The sequence below is a fragment of the Ferrithrix thermotolerans DSM 19514 genome (assembly GCF_900128965.1).
GTDB classification, from domain to species: Bacteria; Actinomycetota; Acidimicrobiia; order Acidimicrobiales; family Acidimicrobiaceae; genus Ferrithrix; species Ferrithrix thermotolerans.
This window is the reverse complement of the sequence record NZ_FQUL01000004.1, coordinates 37,780-53,869: the sequence shown is the minus strand read 5'-3', so window position 1 is coordinate 53,869 and position 16,090 is coordinate 37,780. Positions and strand designations below refer to the sequence as shown.

Annotated in this window: 17 protein-coding genes; 5 read left to right on the top strand and 12 right to left on the bottom strand. The window is 50.7% G+C overall.

The window, feature by feature from the left end; translation table 11 throughout:
* The first annotated feature begins 5 nt into the window (after nt 1–5).
* The gene (nusB, locus tag BUA24_RS02490; RefSeq protein ID WP_072788425.1) at nt 6–416 is read left to right on the top strand and encodes a transcription antitermination factor NusB; all 411 of its coding nucleotides are present in this window, start codon (nt 6–8) and stop codon (nt 414–416) included.
* 159 nt (nt 417–575) lie between these two features.
* Here the strand turns inward: nusB and BUA24_RS02485 are convergent, their stop codons facing one another.
* The 11 genes from BUA24_RS02485 to BUA24_RS13080 all read right to left on the bottom strand — a co-directional run bounded on the left by BUA24_RS02485 (nt 576) and on the right by BUA24_RS13080 (nt 10,520).
* Entirely contained in the window at nt 576–1,226 is a 651-nt protein-coding gene (locus BUA24_RS02485) for a hypothetical protein (protein ID WP_072788423.1), read from the bottom strand.
* A 54-nt stretch (nt 1,227–1,280) separates the two neighbouring features.
* Nucleotides 1,281–1,730, bottom strand: coding sequence for a type II 3-dehydroquinate dehydratase (locus tag BUA24_RS02480; protein WP_178138673.1), 450 nt, complete (start codon nt 1,728–1,730; stop codon nt 1,281–1,283).
* Nucleotides 1,720–2,745 (bottom strand): 3-dehydroquinate synthase, encoded by a 1,026-nt coding sequence (gene aroB, locus BUA24_RS02475; protein WP_072788421.1) that lies wholly within the window; start codon nt 2,743–2,745, stop codon nt 1,720–1,722. Before aroB ends, BUA24_RS02480 begins: the two co-directional genes overlap by 11 nt.
* The gene (locus tag BUA24_RS02470; RefSeq protein ID WP_084660113.1) at nt 2,742–3,302 is read right to left on the bottom strand and encodes a shikimate kinase; all 561 of its coding nucleotides are present in this window, start codon (nt 3,300–3,302) and stop codon (nt 2,742–2,744) included. Before BUA24_RS02470 ends, aroB begins: the two co-directional genes overlap by 4 nt.
* Nucleotide 3,303: 1 nt before the next feature.
* Nucleotides 3,304–4,488, bottom strand: a complete 1,185-nt coding sequence (aroC, locus tag BUA24_RS02465; RefSeq protein WP_072788419.1) for a chorismate synthase — start codon at nt 4,486–4,488, stop codon at nt 3,304–3,306.
* Nucleotides 4,489–5,655: 1,167 nt separating this feature from the next.
* Nucleotides 5,656–6,054, bottom strand: a complete 399-nt coding sequence (locus BUA24_RS02460; RefSeq protein ID WP_072788417.1) for a hypothetical protein — start codon at nt 6,052–6,054, stop codon at nt 5,656–5,658.
* A 15-nt stretch (nt 6,055–6,069) separates the two neighbouring features.
* Nucleotides 6,070–6,675, bottom strand: a complete 606-nt coding sequence (locus tag BUA24_RS02455) for a type IV pilus inner membrane component PilO (RefSeq protein WP_072788406.1) — start codon at nt 6,673–6,675, stop codon at nt 6,070–6,072.
* Nucleotides 6,672–8,432 carry a type IV pilus assembly protein PilM gene (gene pilM, locus BUA24_RS02450; protein ID WP_072788404.1) on the bottom strand — a complete coding sequence of 587 codons (1,761 nt, stop codon included), beginning with the start codon at nt 8,430–8,432 and terminating at the stop codon, nt 6,672–6,674. Before pilM ends, BUA24_RS02455 begins: the two co-directional genes overlap by 4 nt.
* Before the next feature lie 124 nt (nt 8,433–8,556).
* Nucleotides 8,557–9,291, bottom strand: a complete 735-nt coding sequence (locus BUA24_RS02445) for a prepilin peptidase (RefSeq protein WP_072788402.1) — start codon at nt 9,289–9,291, stop codon at nt 8,557–8,559.
* Between the two features lie 15 nt (nt 9,292–9,306).
* Nucleotides 9,307–9,903, bottom strand: coding sequence for a type IV pilin protein (locus BUA24_RS13085; protein ID WP_072788400.1), 597 nt, complete (start codon nt 9,901–9,903; stop codon nt 9,307–9,309).
* Nucleotides 9,904–9,998: 95 nt separating this feature from the next.
* The gene (locus BUA24_RS13080; protein WP_072788399.1) at nt 9,999–10,520 is read right to left on the bottom strand and encodes a type IV pilin protein; all 522 of its coding nucleotides are present in this window, start codon (nt 10,518–10,520) and stop codon (nt 9,999–10,001) included.
* A gap of 205 nt (nt 10,521–10,725) precedes the next feature.
* Here BUA24_RS13080 and BUA24_RS02430 point away from each other — a divergent pair, with 205 nt between their 5' ends.
* Both BUA24_RS02430 and BUA24_RS02425 read left to right on the top strand, forming a co-directional pair.
* Nucleotides 10,726–11,490: a tyrosine-protein phosphatase gene (locus BUA24_RS02430; RefSeq protein ID WP_072788398.1), complete on the top strand. Its 765-nt coding sequence runs from the start codon at nt 10,726–10,728 to the stop codon at nt 11,488–11,490.
* 120 nt (nt 11,491–11,610) lie between these two features.
* Nucleotides 11,611–12,159 carry a YceI family protein gene (locus BUA24_RS02425; protein WP_072788396.1) on the top strand — a complete coding sequence of 183 codons (549 nt, stop codon included), beginning with the start codon at nt 11,611–11,613 and terminating at the stop codon, nt 12,157–12,159.
* 121 nt (nt 12,160–12,280) lie between these two features.
* Here the strand turns inward: BUA24_RS02425 and BUA24_RS02420 are convergent, their stop codons facing one another.
* Nucleotides 12,281–12,895, bottom strand: coding sequence for a NifU family protein (locus BUA24_RS02420; RefSeq protein WP_143146346.1), 615 nt, complete (start codon nt 12,893–12,895; stop codon nt 12,281–12,283).
* A gap of 65 nt (nt 12,896–12,960) precedes the next feature.
* On the opposite strand from BUA24_RS02420, the gene BUA24_RS02415 reads away from it, so the two are divergent.
* Together BUA24_RS02415 and BUA24_RS02410 are read left to right on the top strand one after the other, a co-directional pair.
* Nucleotides 12,961–14,187, top strand: coding sequence for an ATP-grasp domain-containing protein (locus tag BUA24_RS02415; protein WP_072788393.1), 1,227 nt, complete (start codon nt 12,961–12,963; stop codon nt 14,185–14,187).
* A 493-nt stretch (nt 14,188–14,680) separates the two neighbouring features.
* Nucleotides 14,681–16,087 (top strand): radical SAM protein, encoded by a 1,407-nt coding sequence (locus BUA24_RS02410; RefSeq protein ID WP_084660108.1) that lies wholly within the window; start codon nt 14,681–14,683, stop codon nt 16,085–16,087.
* Nucleotides 16,088–16,090 lie beyond the last annotated feature (3 nt).

The window sequence follows — 16,090 nt, the reverse complement described above, 5'->3', positions numbered from 1 at the left end:
CGATCATGAACGGCGTTGATGTACGGAGATCCGAAAGAGAACGGGTTCTAACGCTTCTCTACCAGGCTGAGATACTGGATATCCCGATACGTGAGGTTCTAGGCAGGTCAACACTACCTGAGTCGGAGTTCGTCACCGACAGAGTTCTCGGTGTAGCTGAACATCAAGAGCTTATCGACAGAACCTGTAGCCAGCACCTTAACAACTGGGAGCTAGCTCGAATGCCAAGCCTCGATAGGAATATTTTACGCTTGGCTGTTTACGAACTGATATACGCCTCAGATGTTACAGCCCCCGTGGCGATATCCGAAGCGGTAGAGCTCGCAAAGACGTTCTCCACCTCTGACTCTGGACGATTTGTAAATGGAGTCTTAGCTGAGGTACAGCGTACCCTTCACGCCAAAGAGGCCGGTTGAGGGCACTTACAGAAGTACGTCGAGGGAGACAGATACCGGGGGTCTGAACTTAGAACACTCGCTTCTCATTGTTCTCTGATGACGACGTTGTTCTCTGATGCGGATGCTCTGATTCTTATGCGCAAATCAGAACGGAGCCATTCGATGCCGACAAACATTTCAGTTCAAAAGTCCATTGGGAACATCTTTCAAGGAGAACAGTGATATCGATATAGGAGCCATATGGATCTCGTTACAGGCTGTCGCGATCACAGAGTTTGCAGCCTTGAGGTCGTACGCCATGATCTGAAACCTGCTTTTAATCTTGGATACATACAAAGGATTATGGGGACTTTTGGTTAGATCGGTTATGTACGATATCACTGCAGAGGCATTCGGAAAGGCCCAGTTGTAGTAGTCGTTCAGGGCTGGCTGTACATCGAGGCGGATCAGATCTCCTGTTGGAACGTAGTCTGCCAGGTTGTTCAAGTCTGAGTTGACGATGGTGCACTGTGCAAGGTCCTGAGAGAGGATCGTGTCCGCTGTCTTTAGGTTGGTTGCAGTGTGGTTTTGCACCGCTTGCAACGCATCGAATGCATCCAGCACCGCCTGATTACAGCCCAAAAGGTCAAAGTGAACCTGGCTCATCATTGTCTTCATATCGGCTTGCTTCGACGAAGTTGTCGATGCCTGGGGCAGATTGCTGAGAATGATCGCAACTAAAAGTATGGCCAGAACGATAAAGCCCCAGTTCCGTCGCAACTTTTTGCGTCTCTCCTCTGCGACCTGAGCAGGATCTCGCCGCTGCTCGTCAGATCTGTACGTTTTCACTTTTTGACTTACCAACTTCCAACTAAAGCTTTAAAAATGAACTTGACACACAGCCTAGAGGCTGTTCGACAGAAACTGCTTGACCGCCCGCACAGCTAGTTCATAACCTACTGCACCGAATCCAACGATGCTACCTTTAGCGTGGGGTGCCACAACTGAGAGATGCCTCCAGTTCTCCCTCGCATACACGTTGGTCATATGGACCTCAACAACGAGCCCCCCATAGTATGCCAGCGCGTCACCCAAGGCAAAGGAGTAGTGTGTCAGCGCACCGGCGTTCAGTATTATGGCGTCATAACGACCTTTGGCTCGTTGCACCTCTTGCACCAACACGGACTCTGAGTTCGACTGCAAAGTGTCAACCTGAAGCCCCAACTCTGCGCCTAGAACCCTTACCGCCGTCTCAATCTCTCCCAAAGACGTAGAGCCGTAGATCTTCGGCTCACGCGTCCCCAAGGTATTGAGGTTAGGACCATGCGCCAAGAGGATTGAGTTATCGTTCACTTAGAACCTCCCAGACCAACGACTCAGGGACGTCTCTCACAACCTCTAGTCCATTGGGACCGTCTAAAACAAAGGTAAGCGAACCTTGCGACTTCTTGTCACGAGCCATAAACTCCAAAGCTTTATCTATATCTATCCACTCGGGCATTTTGTACGAAAGTCCATAAGAGTCCAAAACAGCTCGATGACGCTCGAGCGACGATTCACCTATCCGACCAGCGACGTAAGCTAGTCTCGCTGCAAACTCTACTCCGATCGCAACTGCCTCTCCATGACTTAGACGTTCGTCCTTTGGTCGATGAAAGCTCTGCGCTTCGATAGCGTGGCCTAGTGTATGGCCGTAGTTCAGTAGAGCTCGCCGTCCACCTTCCCTTTCGTCTTCGGCAACCACTTCCGCCTTGATTTCGGCGCACCTTGAAACCTGTTCTAACAGCGAAAGGCCAACCAAGTCCTCGTCAGTGATAAAGGAGTACTTTGCCATCTCGCCCAGCCCGGATCTGTACTCACGATCCGGCAAAGTCTCAAGAGTATCCAAGTCACAAAAGACTCCCTTGGGTTGCCAGAACGCTCCCACAAGGTTTTTACCTTCTCGCAGATTAACTGCCGTTTTGCCTCCAATAGACGCGTCCACCATCGCTAGCAGCGTCGTTGAAACATTTATATAGTCGGTGCCACGATAATAGGTCGCAGCTACGAATCCCCCCAGATCACTTACCACTCCACCGCCCATAGCAATCACAAGATGGTTCCTCTTTAAACCAAAACGCGCGAGCTGAGAACATAAAGCCTCGACCGTCGATAGACTTTTGGCGCTTTCTCCATTTGGCACGATGAAGACTTCATGTTCTACCGACAGCTTCAGTTGCCACGGAATCTCCCTTTGGGTAACGATTGCTACCTTGTCGTAGCGCGCGGTTATGAATCGGTCGACATCGTCTAGGACGCCGTTGCCCACAAATATCGGGTAGCTCCGATCCCCTAGTGACACTCGTACCGTCTTAGTAATGCTTTTCACTCAACTTCCTCACTCTCCAAAGAGAACCCGATCTTTCTCTCAATCTCTCGGGCTACCTCCGATGCCGACATGGAGTGTGTGTGTATCCTAAGGTCGCAGGTACTTTCGTACCCTGGACGCCTCTTTCGCTCCCGATCAGATAGCGCTAGGTAGAGATCTTTTACGTTTAGCAGTGGGCGCTTTGAGATCTCCTCCGGCGCACTCAGTCTCCTGTAAATTATCTCAAGCGGAACATCGAGCCAGACTATAAACGCTCCGGCATCTTTCAACATCCGTTGGTTTTCCAAAGACATAAGGGTTCCGCCGCCTAGGGCTAGTACTAGCGGCCTAGGTAGTTGCAGCACCTGAGCCAGAGCCTTCGATTCGCAGAAACGAAACGCTTGCTCCCCATGCACGCTTATATACGAGGCTATCGTCTCACCCAAAATGTCCTCTACGATAGAGTCCAGATCTTTAGACTCCCAAGATAAAAGGGTGGCAAGTTCTGCAGCAACCTTGGACTTGCCGGCTCCCATCATTCCACTGAGTGCGATCAGACTCGGGCGCAGTGTCGCCAAACTACCCTTCTCCGACTCGAGAGTCAGCCGAGCCTAAGTTATTGATAAAAGATGTCAGGTTTCTTTTCATCTCAGCCATAGAGTCTCCACCGAACTTCCGCGTCGCTTCCTGAGCAAGTACATAGGCCATCATATGTTCCGCAACCACACCCATCGCCGGCACTGCAGTTACATCGGTTCGTTCTTTAAAGGAGAAAGACTGTTCCTTAGAGACTACATCTACCGTCTCGATCGACGGTCGATTCAGCGTTGCAAGCGGCTTCATCCATGCGGTCGCAGTAATAAGGTCTCCACTGGAGATACCGCCCTCGATGCCTCCAGCTCGGTGTGTATCCCTCGTATAAGACTCAGAAACCGGGTCCCAGAAGATTGCGTCGTGCGCCTCAGACCCACGCTTGTAGGACACCTCGACTCCATCCCCGATTGATACTGCCTTGACCGCCTGTATCGACATGAGGGCCTGCGCTATAAGACCATCAAGTTTGCGATCCCAATGAACGTGACTGCCGAGGCCGACTGGGACTCCATATGCAAGAACCTGAGCTGCACCTCCAAGAGAGTCTCCAACTTTAGCAGCCGCCTTTATCTCTGCCACCATGTCTTGCTCGACATCTTTTTTGAAACATCTAACCTCAGAGGAGTCGATCAGCTCAAGATCTGCCGGAGTTGGAAGCTCTGAAAGCACAGCTTCCACAGATCCGATCTGGGTTACGTGGCTTAGAATCTCTACTCCTAGCTCCCTAAGCATGAGTTTGAAGATCGATCCTGCTGCAACTCTTGCTGCTGTCTCACGCGCTGAGGCTCTCTCTAAAACGTCTCGGGCATCGGCGAAGCCGTACTTCAACATACCTGAAAGGTCGGCATGCCCAGGTCTAGGCTTCGTTAGCACCTTAGAAGGGATTCCAGGTTCAGGAGACATCTCCTCCGTCCACTTTCGCTCCCACTCCGAGTTGTATATTACGATCGCTATCGGCGACCCAAGAGAGCGACCGTGTCTGATCCCTGTTAGTAGCTCAACCTCGTCAGCCTCAAAGCGCATTCTCGGTCCGCGACCGTAACCTAGGCGTCTACGTGCGAGTTCATTTTGAATATCTTTCTTAGTTACACTGAGTCCAGAGGGGACTCCCTCAACCGTTACTACGAGTCCCTTGCCATGAGATTCGCCTGCAGTCAAAAACCTCAACATTGAAAACAGGATAGCCACCTAGAACTTACTATTACTCGAATTGACTTGAGGAACTAAACTCACATGTTCCTGCAGTATCTGCACACCCATTGCTGCGTAACTCAGGAGAGAGGATACTCCCACCCTGGGTATGCGATCCGATAGATAATCAGCACTGCAAACTCCAAAACAGTTCCCCATAGCCAAGAGGCAAGAGGCGCTCTGAAAGAAACTGGAAACAGTTAGACGAGTCGTTTACGACATAGTCTGGGGCCAAAGCCGAGCACACCTCAGACAAAACACACAGCATCTAATAAGCTGAAGCTCCCTAAGAAGTTCAGTAGTTACAAATTCAACTAGTCCTTGTAGAAGCTGCAGAGTTCGACTGCTATGAGAAGGTCCATGCATCTAAGGGTCGATGCCATGGTCAATAAGGTCTAAACGAACGTAAATCTTTGCAATTACACCTTGATCCATTCATTGCGCAACGTATCTGCAATAGAAAGCATCAATGACTTGGTCGAGGGTGCGACCTACTACAAGGTTCATATGGATTCATACGCAGATCACGCAGACTGCGAAGAGATGAGCCTTAGATCATGACAAATAAGCCCGGAAGGCTAATTTTGGAGTCAAAGGACACTGCCTAAGAGTCTAAGGACTGCAGAGTTTGGGGAGGTACCAACTAGTAGGCACTGAAGGTCCGCAAAGACATCAGCCCGCATCGATAGGCAGATGGACCGTTACCCCTTTTAGAGAGTCATCGGTCCTAGGTTTGTCGTTGTTGTTTTACTCAATGACCGTATCTAAATAGGCTCTAGTAGACACACTCTCATCGCAGAAAAAAGTGCATTCTCGATCCCCGATGGATCCAGACCCCCTTTAGAAATGATGCAATTTAGCGGTTATCGATCTTTCAGTTTGCTCAATTGATCTTTACTTGACTCTCGTTCCCAAGGCGGTTGGGATACGCAAACGTTCCATTGGAGGTTCGTGCAACCTCCAAGGAGATTGAGACCAAGTCGGTAGGATGTGTTCCCTCAGTCGGTCTATCTAGCCCTGTCGCAGGATCCATCAAGCAAGGGATCTCAGAACTACCCTTATAAATATGCCGCCGCAGACAAGCGGCAATCTGAAGCCAGAGGTTACAACCTCAGTTGCGAGATATTGCTTCGCCGCAAGGCGTATCTACCCTTGTGGAGCAGACGGCGAAGAAGAGGTGTTTACCAACGGAGTAAAGGGGTTCTTTTGCACCGTGGGCGTAGTGGTCCGTGAAGAGCGGTTGACTGAACCACTCGACCGATTTGAGACAGAGACTCCAGAGTTGGCGTCAATAACTCTGTGCCCCGATGTCTTTGGAAAGGTTGGCAGAGACTGCGGAATCTTGACAGGCGCTTGTGAGGTCAAGCCACCTTTGTAGATAAATAGAGATGTTGCAACCGAGATGGCCAGGACCGTAAGCACCACCACAACAGTTCGGGCACTACGCTCTGGTGCATAGCCCTTTTTCTTAGGTGGGCTAGAGGTCTCCTCCCCTCCGCCTACTTGATCGTCACGCTCTTTTACTTCGCTCTCCGTGATAGACATCTCGATAACCTCTCTTTACTGTAAAGTTCCCTGCGACTCAAAGGCCTGCCCCTTTATCGTTACACTCAGAATCTCACCCTCTGAGCTCGGATATCCAGGGACATGCTGGCCTGCAGCAGAAATTGAGACAGACTCAACGTTCACCAGCCTGCTTAGAGTATCCAGATCTTTCAAAAAACTCTCGACCTGGTAGTAACCGCCCTCGGTTTGGATGGAGAAGAAGATAGATGGAGCGGTGGCCTTAGATGGAGAACCAGACGTCGTACCAGCCGCCTGGGGAGTTGAGGAAGGTGGCGTAGGAGTTATGTTGATTAGCGGAAGCCCTGAGGACGCTGCAGCTTGGTTGAAGTCATTGAATAGCTGCGGAAGCTGCGGAGAAGAAGGCAGGGCTCTCTGCAACGCCGATGCCTCCCGTTTGAGTGTTGGTAAGTTCTTGTCCTCCCTTACCAGCCCTTCGAGCTTACTTTGCAGTAGCGCAAGGTTTTGCTGATCTGTGGTAATAACCTGCGCACTTGCTGAGACCTTAGTGGAGAGCGAAGAGTAGTAAAAGAAGTACCAGCCTGCCACTACAAGCACTAGGATCACCGCTCCAGCTATATACCTAACCTTCGCATTATTCATCCGTTCACCACCGTTGATAGATACACCGACGCACGATTAGAGCTGAAGCCTTGGGGCAACGTAGCTGTAGAGGAAAAAGTGGTAACGCCGTTCTCTAGCCCTTGCCCAGATCCGCCGCTATAACCGGGGCATGCCTGCCCTGAGGCGAACGCCGGAGCAAGATTTGACGAGGACACCCACTCATTTTGAACAAAACTTAGATCCGAGAGCGCAAGGAGCCAGTTCTTTGGAGACTGCTGAGAACACCCTGTCAGGGAAAACGTGAGGGAGGCTGGAGCTCCGATCGCCGCCTGTGACGTCTGTAGTTGCGTCCACCAAGAGTCAGAAGGTGTTACCGACGCTATCTGCGATATCACCGTTGCCCACGATATCGATCCCTCTAGGTCGGTACCGACCTGTGATTTGAGACCTTGCACGATGGAAGAGAGCTTTGCGACCTCTCGATATCCTCCAATCTTTGCTTGCAAATTAGCGCTTTGCGCATTAAGCCCATCTATCTCGGCGTTATTGGCCGACAACGCCTGAGTCTGTCGGAGAGATAGAAGGCCCAGTCCCCCGGCTAACACCGCAAACACAAGCGCAAATACCGACACCTCTCTTTTGATAGACTCCCGATACACCGTTTTCTTTGGAATTAGGTTTATCCGCTTTTCTTTTTGATCTCCAGCCTTCCAGAGCGCTAATCCAAGCGCAGTAAGACCAGAGAGGCTTAAGAGCTTCCTGTCAGACTCCGAGACCGAGGCGTCACATATCATATCGAAGTACGGCGATGCTGGAACCAACTCGACCTCTACGGAGAGCCTGTTTCGAAGCTGTTCATCCAGGCCCTTTATAAGCCCTCCCCCACCACCGAGGAATACCTTTTCAATGTTGAGGTCGTCGGACTGAAGCAGATAATACTCAAGCGAGTTAGCAACCTCTTGAGTGAGGCGGGTCACCTCCTCATCGATTACCCTCGACACTCCATCTCTCAAGGAGGCGTCTATCTGTTTCTCCTCAAGGTGTCCACCTCTTTTGTACCATTCAGCTGTGGCCTCGTCGCAACTGGCGACCTCCTGAATGCGTCTGGTGATCTCACCGCCACCCACCTGCAAGGTACGCACAAAGCGCACCTCGTTTGATGAAGACAGAACTATGTCGGTTACGTCGGAACCAACCTCGATTATCGCAAAGGATGAGGCGTCTACCGTCGGAGATGACTCCACTGACGGCTCCTTTGACATATCATCCGTAATACGCTTTAGTGCCCTAGCACTGCAGAGTGCATTTACATCGACTCCAACCACGTGTAGCCCCGCACGTCTCACAGCCTCAAGCGAAGCTCTCACAACGCTCTCATGTGCCCCAGCGAGCAAGACTCGTACGAAGCTGTTACCGTCGACAGAGACCGTTCCAAGTCTTTCGAAGTCGCTTACAAGCTCTGAAGCAGGGATCGGCAATGACTCAATTACTTGAAAGGCGATAGCGTCTCTTAGCTCGGCGTCCGTCATCTCGGGGTTTAGAAGCGACCGAACAACTACCCTAGAACCCCCCAGACCAACGACACAACGCTTGGTTCGCACATCGGCCGAGGCCAGCAGAGCTTTGAGGGTAGAAGCTACGGCCTCGATGTCTACTACCTCTCCAGATACAACGGTTCCGCGAGGCAAGGTCTTTTGTCCAAGCTTCATGAGTTTAGGAGGACTCCCCTTGAACTCAACCTCAACAAACTTGACGGCAAAGCTACCGATATCGATGCCGAGAATCCTCTCCGCCAATTTACACCTCACACGAGCCGGTCAACCAAGACGAGAGTCGAAAACGCTTCACAATAGATTGGTCGACATAGACAGCAAAACCTTGAGCCTTTTGTTTGTCACTTACCGCCATAGAGGTTGAGACCTAGAGCTTGCCAACTATAAGAACAAGGAGGAAGCCCAAGGTTATAAAGGGTCCAAAGGGAATCGCGCTCTTCCTCGTAGCCTTGCCCGAAGCCATTAGGATAACCCCCACTATAGAACCAGCCAGAAACGCTACAACTAGGCCGTATAGTGTGGCCATAAGACCAAATGGAGCTAGAGCTAGCGCCAACATTGCGACTAGTTTTGCATCTCCTAGTCCCATGCCCCTGCTTAGGATCGCCAATAGAACAAGCGATCCACCAAAGACCACGACGGACTCGACCCCTTCAACTAACGGCTTTAGGGAGTGAACCTCAAAAGCCTCCACGGCAGTTAGGAGCATTAGAAGACTAAATCCGCTGTAGGTGATTTTGTTGGGGATCTTATGGACTTTAAGATCGATTATCGAAGCGGTGATCGCCAAAAAGGCGGCTAGGTAAAGACCGAATTGTCTAAGTCCTAGTCCGTATCGTCCTACAAGATAAGCGAACAACAAAGCACTAAAGAGTTCGAGCAAGAAGTACTGAGTAGAGATCTTTTTGTGGCATCTCCTACATCTACCCTGTAGCACAAGGTAAGACAGGAGTGGAACGTTATCGTAAAAAGCGATCTTAGAGCCACATTGCGGACACATCGACCTAGAAAAGACGAGATCCATCTCAAGTGGTAGACGATAGGCCAGCGCACTAGCTGTAGATCCCATAACCGCACCGAGCACGAAACCTAAGACGTACATAATCTATCTATCCGCTTAAAAACCTGCGGCTTGTGCACTGGTCGTCCAGATCCCTGAGGCGATAGAACCTCCAAGAGCTGGAGGGACCGCGCACCCAGATGGAACCGAAGGGGAAGAACCCTGGTTCGCATAGAAGTAGTTCCCCATAGAGCTGCCCACTGCCACCGCCTCTACTCCATATAAAGACCCGCCCGCAGAGTACTCAAATGCACAGAACGCTTGGCCATTTTGTCCTTGAACTGAAGCCAGAGCGATATAGATATCGTTGGTAGTGCCTGCGCCGCTTGGAGCTGACGAAGTTAGTAGCCTTGCGAACTCCGGATCGGCCGATCCAAGAGTTCCTGATCCTACACCAGCTGCAGCGAAGCTCCCATGTGAATCATAAAACGCTATCTCTGCGGCTAATACTGCCTTTAGGTTGCTCTGGGAGGAGCGGTCCTGCGCCGACTTCTGTGCCCCTAAAAAGGTTGGAATCGCAATCGCCATCAGGATTCCGATGATGAGCACGACAACCATGAGCTCGATAAGGGTAAATCCATCCTCAGACCGAAACCTATTGGTAGCAATACTCTGGTCCCCTATCAACTGATCTACAACCTCCTCCTGCTTCATCGGCTCCTAAGCCCATAACTTAAAGACAAAAAGCACCCATTGCCGGTCTTCTTAGAGGGACGGCAAAGGGTGCTTGGCTATCTCTGGGAGGCTGCTTACCAGCCCACGCTTGCAGCGTCCTGGCTGAGACTTCCAGCTACTGCAGTCGGCGTCGCGGAGCAGCTAAAGGAACCTGTGCCCTTGTAGTACCATGTTCCGGCTCCACTACCCGTGGCTATCTCCTCGATACCCCAGGTTGTGCCGCTTTGTGACGCCTCTGAGAGACACACCGTCGTTGCCCCAGAGCTGCTCAACGTCTCACCGCTCGGCGCTGCCACCGTTATCGCCGGTGAAGTTCCGCTCAACTTAGAGGCAAATGATGGATCCTGATTTGCCAGATCTGTCGCATTGGCGTAGTACTGATTCTGAGTGTAGTACGACACCTCAGAGGTCAACAGGTTTCGCAGATCGCTTTGAGCAGAGCGGTCCTGTGCTGACTTCTGCGCTCCCAAAAAGGTTGGAATCGCAATCGCCATCAGGATTCCGATGATGAGCACGACAACCATGAGCTCGATCAGGGTAAATCCATCCTCTCCCTGCGCCTTCTCTAGGCATCTCTTCAACTTGTTTATCTTCATTAGGCATTCTCCTGAACTATCCAACTTGTGCTGAGACCCCGCAGACGATTCCCGGCTCTCAGAGATACTCTTCGTACCGACAGACTTCAAACTTAAACCACATTTAGAGGTTTTTTCACTATAAGTGGTCATCGACCGGATTCATCACCTATTCGTTACGCTGACGCCACCTCCGTGTCATCTATGGGCTCTAGTCTGGATCCATATGACAGACATCATCACCAACGGCGAGTCAGTAGATCGCTTCTACCCCCTCGAAGGGGTGTTCAACTTCCGTGATCTGGGAGGATATAAAGGCCTAAGCGACAAGCGCGTAAAGATGGGGCGAGTCTTTCGATCAGACAATCTTGGTCAACTAACCGCCAAAGACCTAAATGATCTAAAGAAGTTGGAGCTTCGGACAGTCCTTGACCTTCGCACCGAAGATGAGCTGCTAAGAAGAGGAAGCTACGCCAAAAAACCAGACACCCCTGCACGTTTTGTACACATACCTCTCATGGACGTCTCAGCAGATCCGGAGAGAGCAAAGACTGACAGCGACTACCTCACATATAGGTACAAGGAGATCCTGACAGAGGGAGCTCCATCGCTGTATCAGGTATTTCGTACGATCTCTGACCCAGACAGCCATCCTGTCGTCTTTCACTGTGCCGTCGGCAAAGACCGTACTGGAGTAGTTGCCATGGTGCTTCTGGGCGTATTAGGAGTAGAGCCCGATACTATCGTGCAAGACTACGCACTCACCCAGCTGGCGGTAACAAACATGCTTACTTGGCTGGACAACATCAGCCCAGATATGGCTCGTTACGTTAGGTCTTTGCCGGCATCTCTAATGGCTGCCGAGCCCAGAACCATGTCACAGGTCATCGACTGGCTGGTTTCAACCTATGGCGGGTTTGAGGAGTATCTAGAATTTATCGGAGTCACCGAGAGCGAGATCAGCTCATTAAGGCGCTCCCTCTTAGGCTGAAAGTATAAGCTCGCTGCCCTAGAGGTGCTTCGAAGTTGCCAAACTACGACCGGGAATTATCAGGGCTACATTCGCGTTAGTTTAAAATTGAACTAATTGTTCGACTACGTAGGAGGAAATGTGACAACAGCTACAGATCTAGGTTTGCAGACAGGAAAGTGGGTCATCGATCCAATCCACTCAAACGTGGAGTTCTCTGTCAGGCACATGATGGTGTCGAAGGTAAGAGGACGTTTTAACGACTTTAGTGGAGAGGTAGAGGTCGATGAAGACGTCACCAAGTCCAAAGTTAACGCCACGATAAATGTAGCATCAATTGACACACGTGATGAGAACAGGGATGGCCATCTAAAGTCTGCTGACTTTTTTGACGTAGAGAACTATCCGACCATCACCTTTACGTCCACTGAGATCGTCCCCGACGGTAGCGATTACATCATCAAGGGCGACTTGACTATAAAGAGCACCACCAAAGCGGTTGAGCTAAAGGCTGAGTTCAACGGTGCAGGACCTGACCCATACGGTGGCGTGCGTAGCGGTATAAGTGCTACGACCAAGATCTCACGCAAGGAGTTCGGACTTACATGGAACGCCATGTTGGAGACCGGCGGTGCTGTGGTAGGTGATGAGGTAACTATCCATCTCGAGGTCGAGCTAACGAAGGCATAGGCTGCAGAGGCAACAACTACACAGTTGGTAACCTAAAGAGAGCGAGCCTCACATCCCAAAGAGAGGCTCGCTCTTCCACTTAGATCTACTCACCAAACTGTGTAGCAGAACTTAGAGTCTGCTACTTCTTAGCTTCCTGGTAGAACGGGTTTGATCCGGAGGCGTGGTCAGTAACGTCTACAACCTGCTTGATCTCAGGAACTGCCTCTCTTATAGCAACTGTAATTCCTTGTGAAAGTGTAACAGCCGCAAGACCACAGCCCTGGCAACCTCCTCCCATCACCACGTAAGCCGTGTCTTCGACAACCCCTACCAGGTCTGCTCTCCCGCCATGGGCCGCTATCGATGGGTTGATCTCGTCAGCCAATACCGCACTTACCCTTAGGGCGAGTTCGTTCGTGAGGGCTTCAGGACCAAAGTCTAGATCTACCTTGGGTGCAACACTTGGAGAGTTGGGGTTCACGATTACCAGACCACCTTCATCATCGAGGTCCAACTTTGCACCACTTAATGCATCGATGGAGTTATTCGGGATGACTATAGGAGTATCTCCATCTCGTATGACGAGATCATCGAGGCTCGCATGCTTCGTCTCTTGGAAGTACACGTCATAGGTGTAGCTCTCTCCACTTGCACCCACCACCTCTATCCAAAGTCCCAGCGTATCTGGATCAGCCTCAGAGCGACGCGCCTCATCCACGACCTTTTGTGCACTCTCTGATACACTAAATGACATATCCATACCCCGGAGACTTCCTTCCGCATAAACAAAAACTTTTCTCACCTAGCATGATAGTTGCAATGACCAAAGTTTTACTAGTTCTACCATCCACAAGCTACCGAAATGGCGCATTTGTCCTAGCCGCATCACACCTAAATCTTGACATAACCATAGTCACCAACGCCGATACGCCATCGATTCTCCCTCCCAACAGGGTCTATAGGGTAAAGGACTGGAAAATAGATGACGCTACCTTCAAAGAACTGGATAAGCTTCGCCTCGACGCCGTAGTAGCGGTGGACGAAGCATCGGTCGTGTTAGCCACAGAGTTATCCCAGAGGCTCGGCCTACCTACAAATCCAATCGATGCCGTAGAAGCTACGCTCAACAAGGAGTTATTGCGCTCAAGGCTATCGAAGCATGAGATTCCCCAGCCTCGTTACATCGAAATCCAAGGTCACCAGCACCCAGAAGAGATCGCCAAAACCCTTGCAGATGCACACATCAGATACCCCATCGTCGTAAAGCCAACCTCAGAGACGCAGTCACGTGGTGTTAGCCGTGCTAACTCCTACTCTGAACTTCTACAGGCCATAGAGATAGCATCTTCTGTAACCCATAAAGACAACCTGTTGATCGAAGAGTACATAGACGGTAGTGAACACGCTTTAGAGGGTGTTCTCGTCGACTCCGAACTAGTTACGTTAGCTATCTTCGACAAACCGGAACCACTCGTCGGACCCTACTTCGAAGAGTCGATCTACATAACTCCCTCTAACCTCCCCGATAAGGTCATTACAGAGGCCAAGCGAGTGGTTCAGAGATCCTGTCGTTCACTTGGACTATGGACGGGACCTATACACGCAGAGTTCCGTGTAACCAGTGAGGGTCAGTTGTTCTTAATTGAGATCGCAGCCAGATCTATAGGAGGTTCATGCTCCAAGGCCCTAGCATTCGAGCCGAGGATCACCCTAGAGGAGATATTAGTCTCACAAGCTACTTTAGGAGACTCACATAAAACTTTGCAAGCAACTCAAAAGCGCAGCTACTCCGGCGTCTTAATGCTGCCAACTCCAAAGTCTGGCATACTGCTATCGGTTGGGAATCTCAAAGCAGCCGAAGCAACCCGGTTCGTTACCTCTATAGAGATAACCGCTACGGTTGGGTCGGTTGTCAAGGCACCTCCATTCTCCGAGCGGTATATGGGTTTTGTGTTCGCAGTATCCCCGGGTTATAGTACAACACTTGCAGCCTTGCGCCGAGCCCGCGACATTATCGAGATCGAGATCGACGACCTTGAGCTTTAGACGTCACAAACGTAAGAACACTGCGTGAAGAGGGTGAAGGTGAGATCGCTACGTCCAACAAAGCTAGCCCAAGATCATCTTTAGGTGCAGTCTGTAAGATCCCCTCGCCTCTCTGCAGACTCTTGCCCTTACCGTCGATACAAGAACCTGATCGATGAATTTCTAATGAACCAATAACTCCTGTACCCCTCCGATCCGCCGTCAGTCCTCTGGCAGTTCGTGAACAAAGGTAGAGGAGATTCAACGGGTGTCGACCATGACTTGCCTCTCTCAGTTAGTCACGGGCGTCTTTAGAGGCTTCAGCAACGTCCTTGGGAGCAGTGAGTCCTAATAAGCCGTTGACCTCTCAGGTTCTAGATCTTCGAGCATTAGCGCAGATACATATTCCCCAACTTGACGCCTACGCTCAAAGAACTCAGGAGGTATCGTCGAGGTATGCTGAATCATAGAAGTAAAAGCCACCTAAAGTAGCTACGAACAGTGAGATAGACGCATGGAACCCATTGTGGTATCGACCTACGACCTCGGCCACCAGCCACAGCTGGCCGCAGTGATCGCCGGACTCTACGAGCAGAGTAACTTAAACTACAAGGTCATAGACCTAAGCGTTGAAACCGACATGAACAAACTCGCCCCAATAGAGAGTCGAGCAGGCTCTGAGATCGACACTCTTATCTGCACAGTGGGTATGTTGACCTCTGCGATGCTGTTTCGGGACGTCTTTAGATACCTGGTAAACGCAGAGGTACACATAAATAGGCTATTTCTCTATGGACTTTACGCTTCCGATCTAGCCCGGGAGGCCGAGATCCTAGGTGCGGGGGAACTAATCATTCGGTCCGCGCCAACTCAAACTGAGATAGCCAGAGACCTAGATCTGGAGCCGATCGACGCACGTCGTTATTTTCCTTCCAGGAAACGCCTAGGTAGTCTTGATCGATACAAGCACGTAAAAGTCGAAGGCGGCAAAAAGGTATCGGGCTACGTAGAAACGACTGGAGGATGCAGACATAGGTGTAAGCACTGTCCCTTGCCGATTCACTTTAACGGCAAAATTAGTGTCAATCCACTTATGGACGTACTAGCCGACGTAGAGGTTCAGGTCGCAGCAGGAGCAACTCATGTAACTGTAGGAGACCCCGACTTCTTCAACGCCCCTATTCATGCGATGAAGTTTGCACGGGAGCTGCACAAGCGGTTCAGCGATACAACCTTTGACTGCACGATAAAGATAGAACATCTCATAAAGCACAACAGGTACTTAGGTGAACTGGGTCAGCTTGGCTGTACCTTCATAACCTCCGCCGTAGAGTCCATGTCAGATGAGATACTCGACAACCTAAGTAAAGGACACAAAAGGGATGAGATATATACCGCTGTATCTTATGTGGATAACGCTGGCATAGACTTTCACCCTTCGTTCGTTCCCTTCACCCCCTGGACGGGCAAAGAAGACTACGAAGAGATATTGAGGTTCGTCTACCAGATGGGGATGGAGGGGTTCGTAGAGCCCGTCCAACTCGCTATCAAGTTGCTTGTTCCTGAGGCGTCTCTCCTTTTGTCCTCCAAAGAGTTTTTGCCTTACAAAGGTTCTTACAGTCAAGAAACCTTCAGTTACCTCTGGAGCTATCGAGAGCCAGCCATGGCAGAGCTAGAACTCGACGTAAAGGCCCGAGTACAAAAGGGAGAGGACGATAACGAACCCTTTGATGAGACCTTTTGGGACCTCTGGCACATAACCGAGGTCTACTTAGACAGGGAGATACTATTGCCCCGAAAGCTAGAGAGGAAGGCCATGCCGGTCTCGTCTTCAGAGACCTGGTTCTGTTGCGCCGAACCCACAGCTTCCCAGCGAATCTCTATATTAGATACCCCTTATGTGGAAGGAAAGCGTAGTTAGTAA

What these genes read in the sequence shown, in the direction of transcription:
- BUA24_RS02420 (WP_143146346.1), bottom strand. Translation starts at nt 12,895, where the DNA reads ATGTCATTTAGTGTATCAGAGAGTGCACAAAAGGTCGTGGATGAGGCG.
- BUA24_RS13085 (WP_072788400.1), bottom strand. Translation starts at nt 9,903, where the DNA reads ATGAAGCAGGAGGAGGTTGTAGATCAGTTGATAGGGGACCAGAGTATT.
- BUA24_RS13080 (WP_072788399.1), bottom strand. Translation starts at nt 10,520, where the DNA reads ATGAAGATAAACAAGTTGAAGAGATGCCTAGAGAAGGCGCAGGGAGAG.
- BUA24_RS02455 (WP_072788406.1), bottom strand. Translation starts at nt 6,675, where the DNA reads ATGAATAATGCGAAGGTTAGGTATATAGCTGGAGCGGTGATCCTAGTG.
- BUA24_RS02430 (WP_072788398.1), top strand. Translation starts at nt 10,726, where the DNA reads ATGACAGACATCATCACCAACGGCGAGTCAGTAGATCGCTTCTACCCC.
- BUA24_RS02460 (WP_072788417.1), bottom strand. Translation starts at nt 6,054, where the DNA reads ATGTCTATCACGGAGAGCGAAGTAAAAGAGCGTGACGATCAAGTAGGC.
- BUA24_RS02445 (WP_072788402.1), bottom strand. Translation starts at nt 9,291, where the DNA reads ATGTACGTCTTAGGTTTCGTGCTCGGTGCGGTTATGGGATCTACAGCT.
- nusB (WP_072788425.1), top strand. Translation starts at nt 6, where the DNA reads ATGAACGGCGTTGATGTACGGAGATCCGAAAGAGAACGGGTTCTAACG.
- aroC (WP_072788419.1), bottom strand. Translation starts at nt 4,488, where the DNA reads ATGTTGAGGTTTTTGACTGCAGGCGAATCTCATGGCAAGGGACTCGTA.
- BUA24_RS02415 (WP_072788393.1), top strand. Translation starts at nt 12,961, where the DNA reads ATGACCAAAGTTTTACTAGTTCTACCATCCACAAGCTACCGAAATGGC.
- BUA24_RS02410 (WP_084660108.1), top strand. Translation starts at nt 14,681, where the DNA reads ATGGAACCCATTGTGGTATCGACCTACGACCTCGGCCACCAGCCACAG.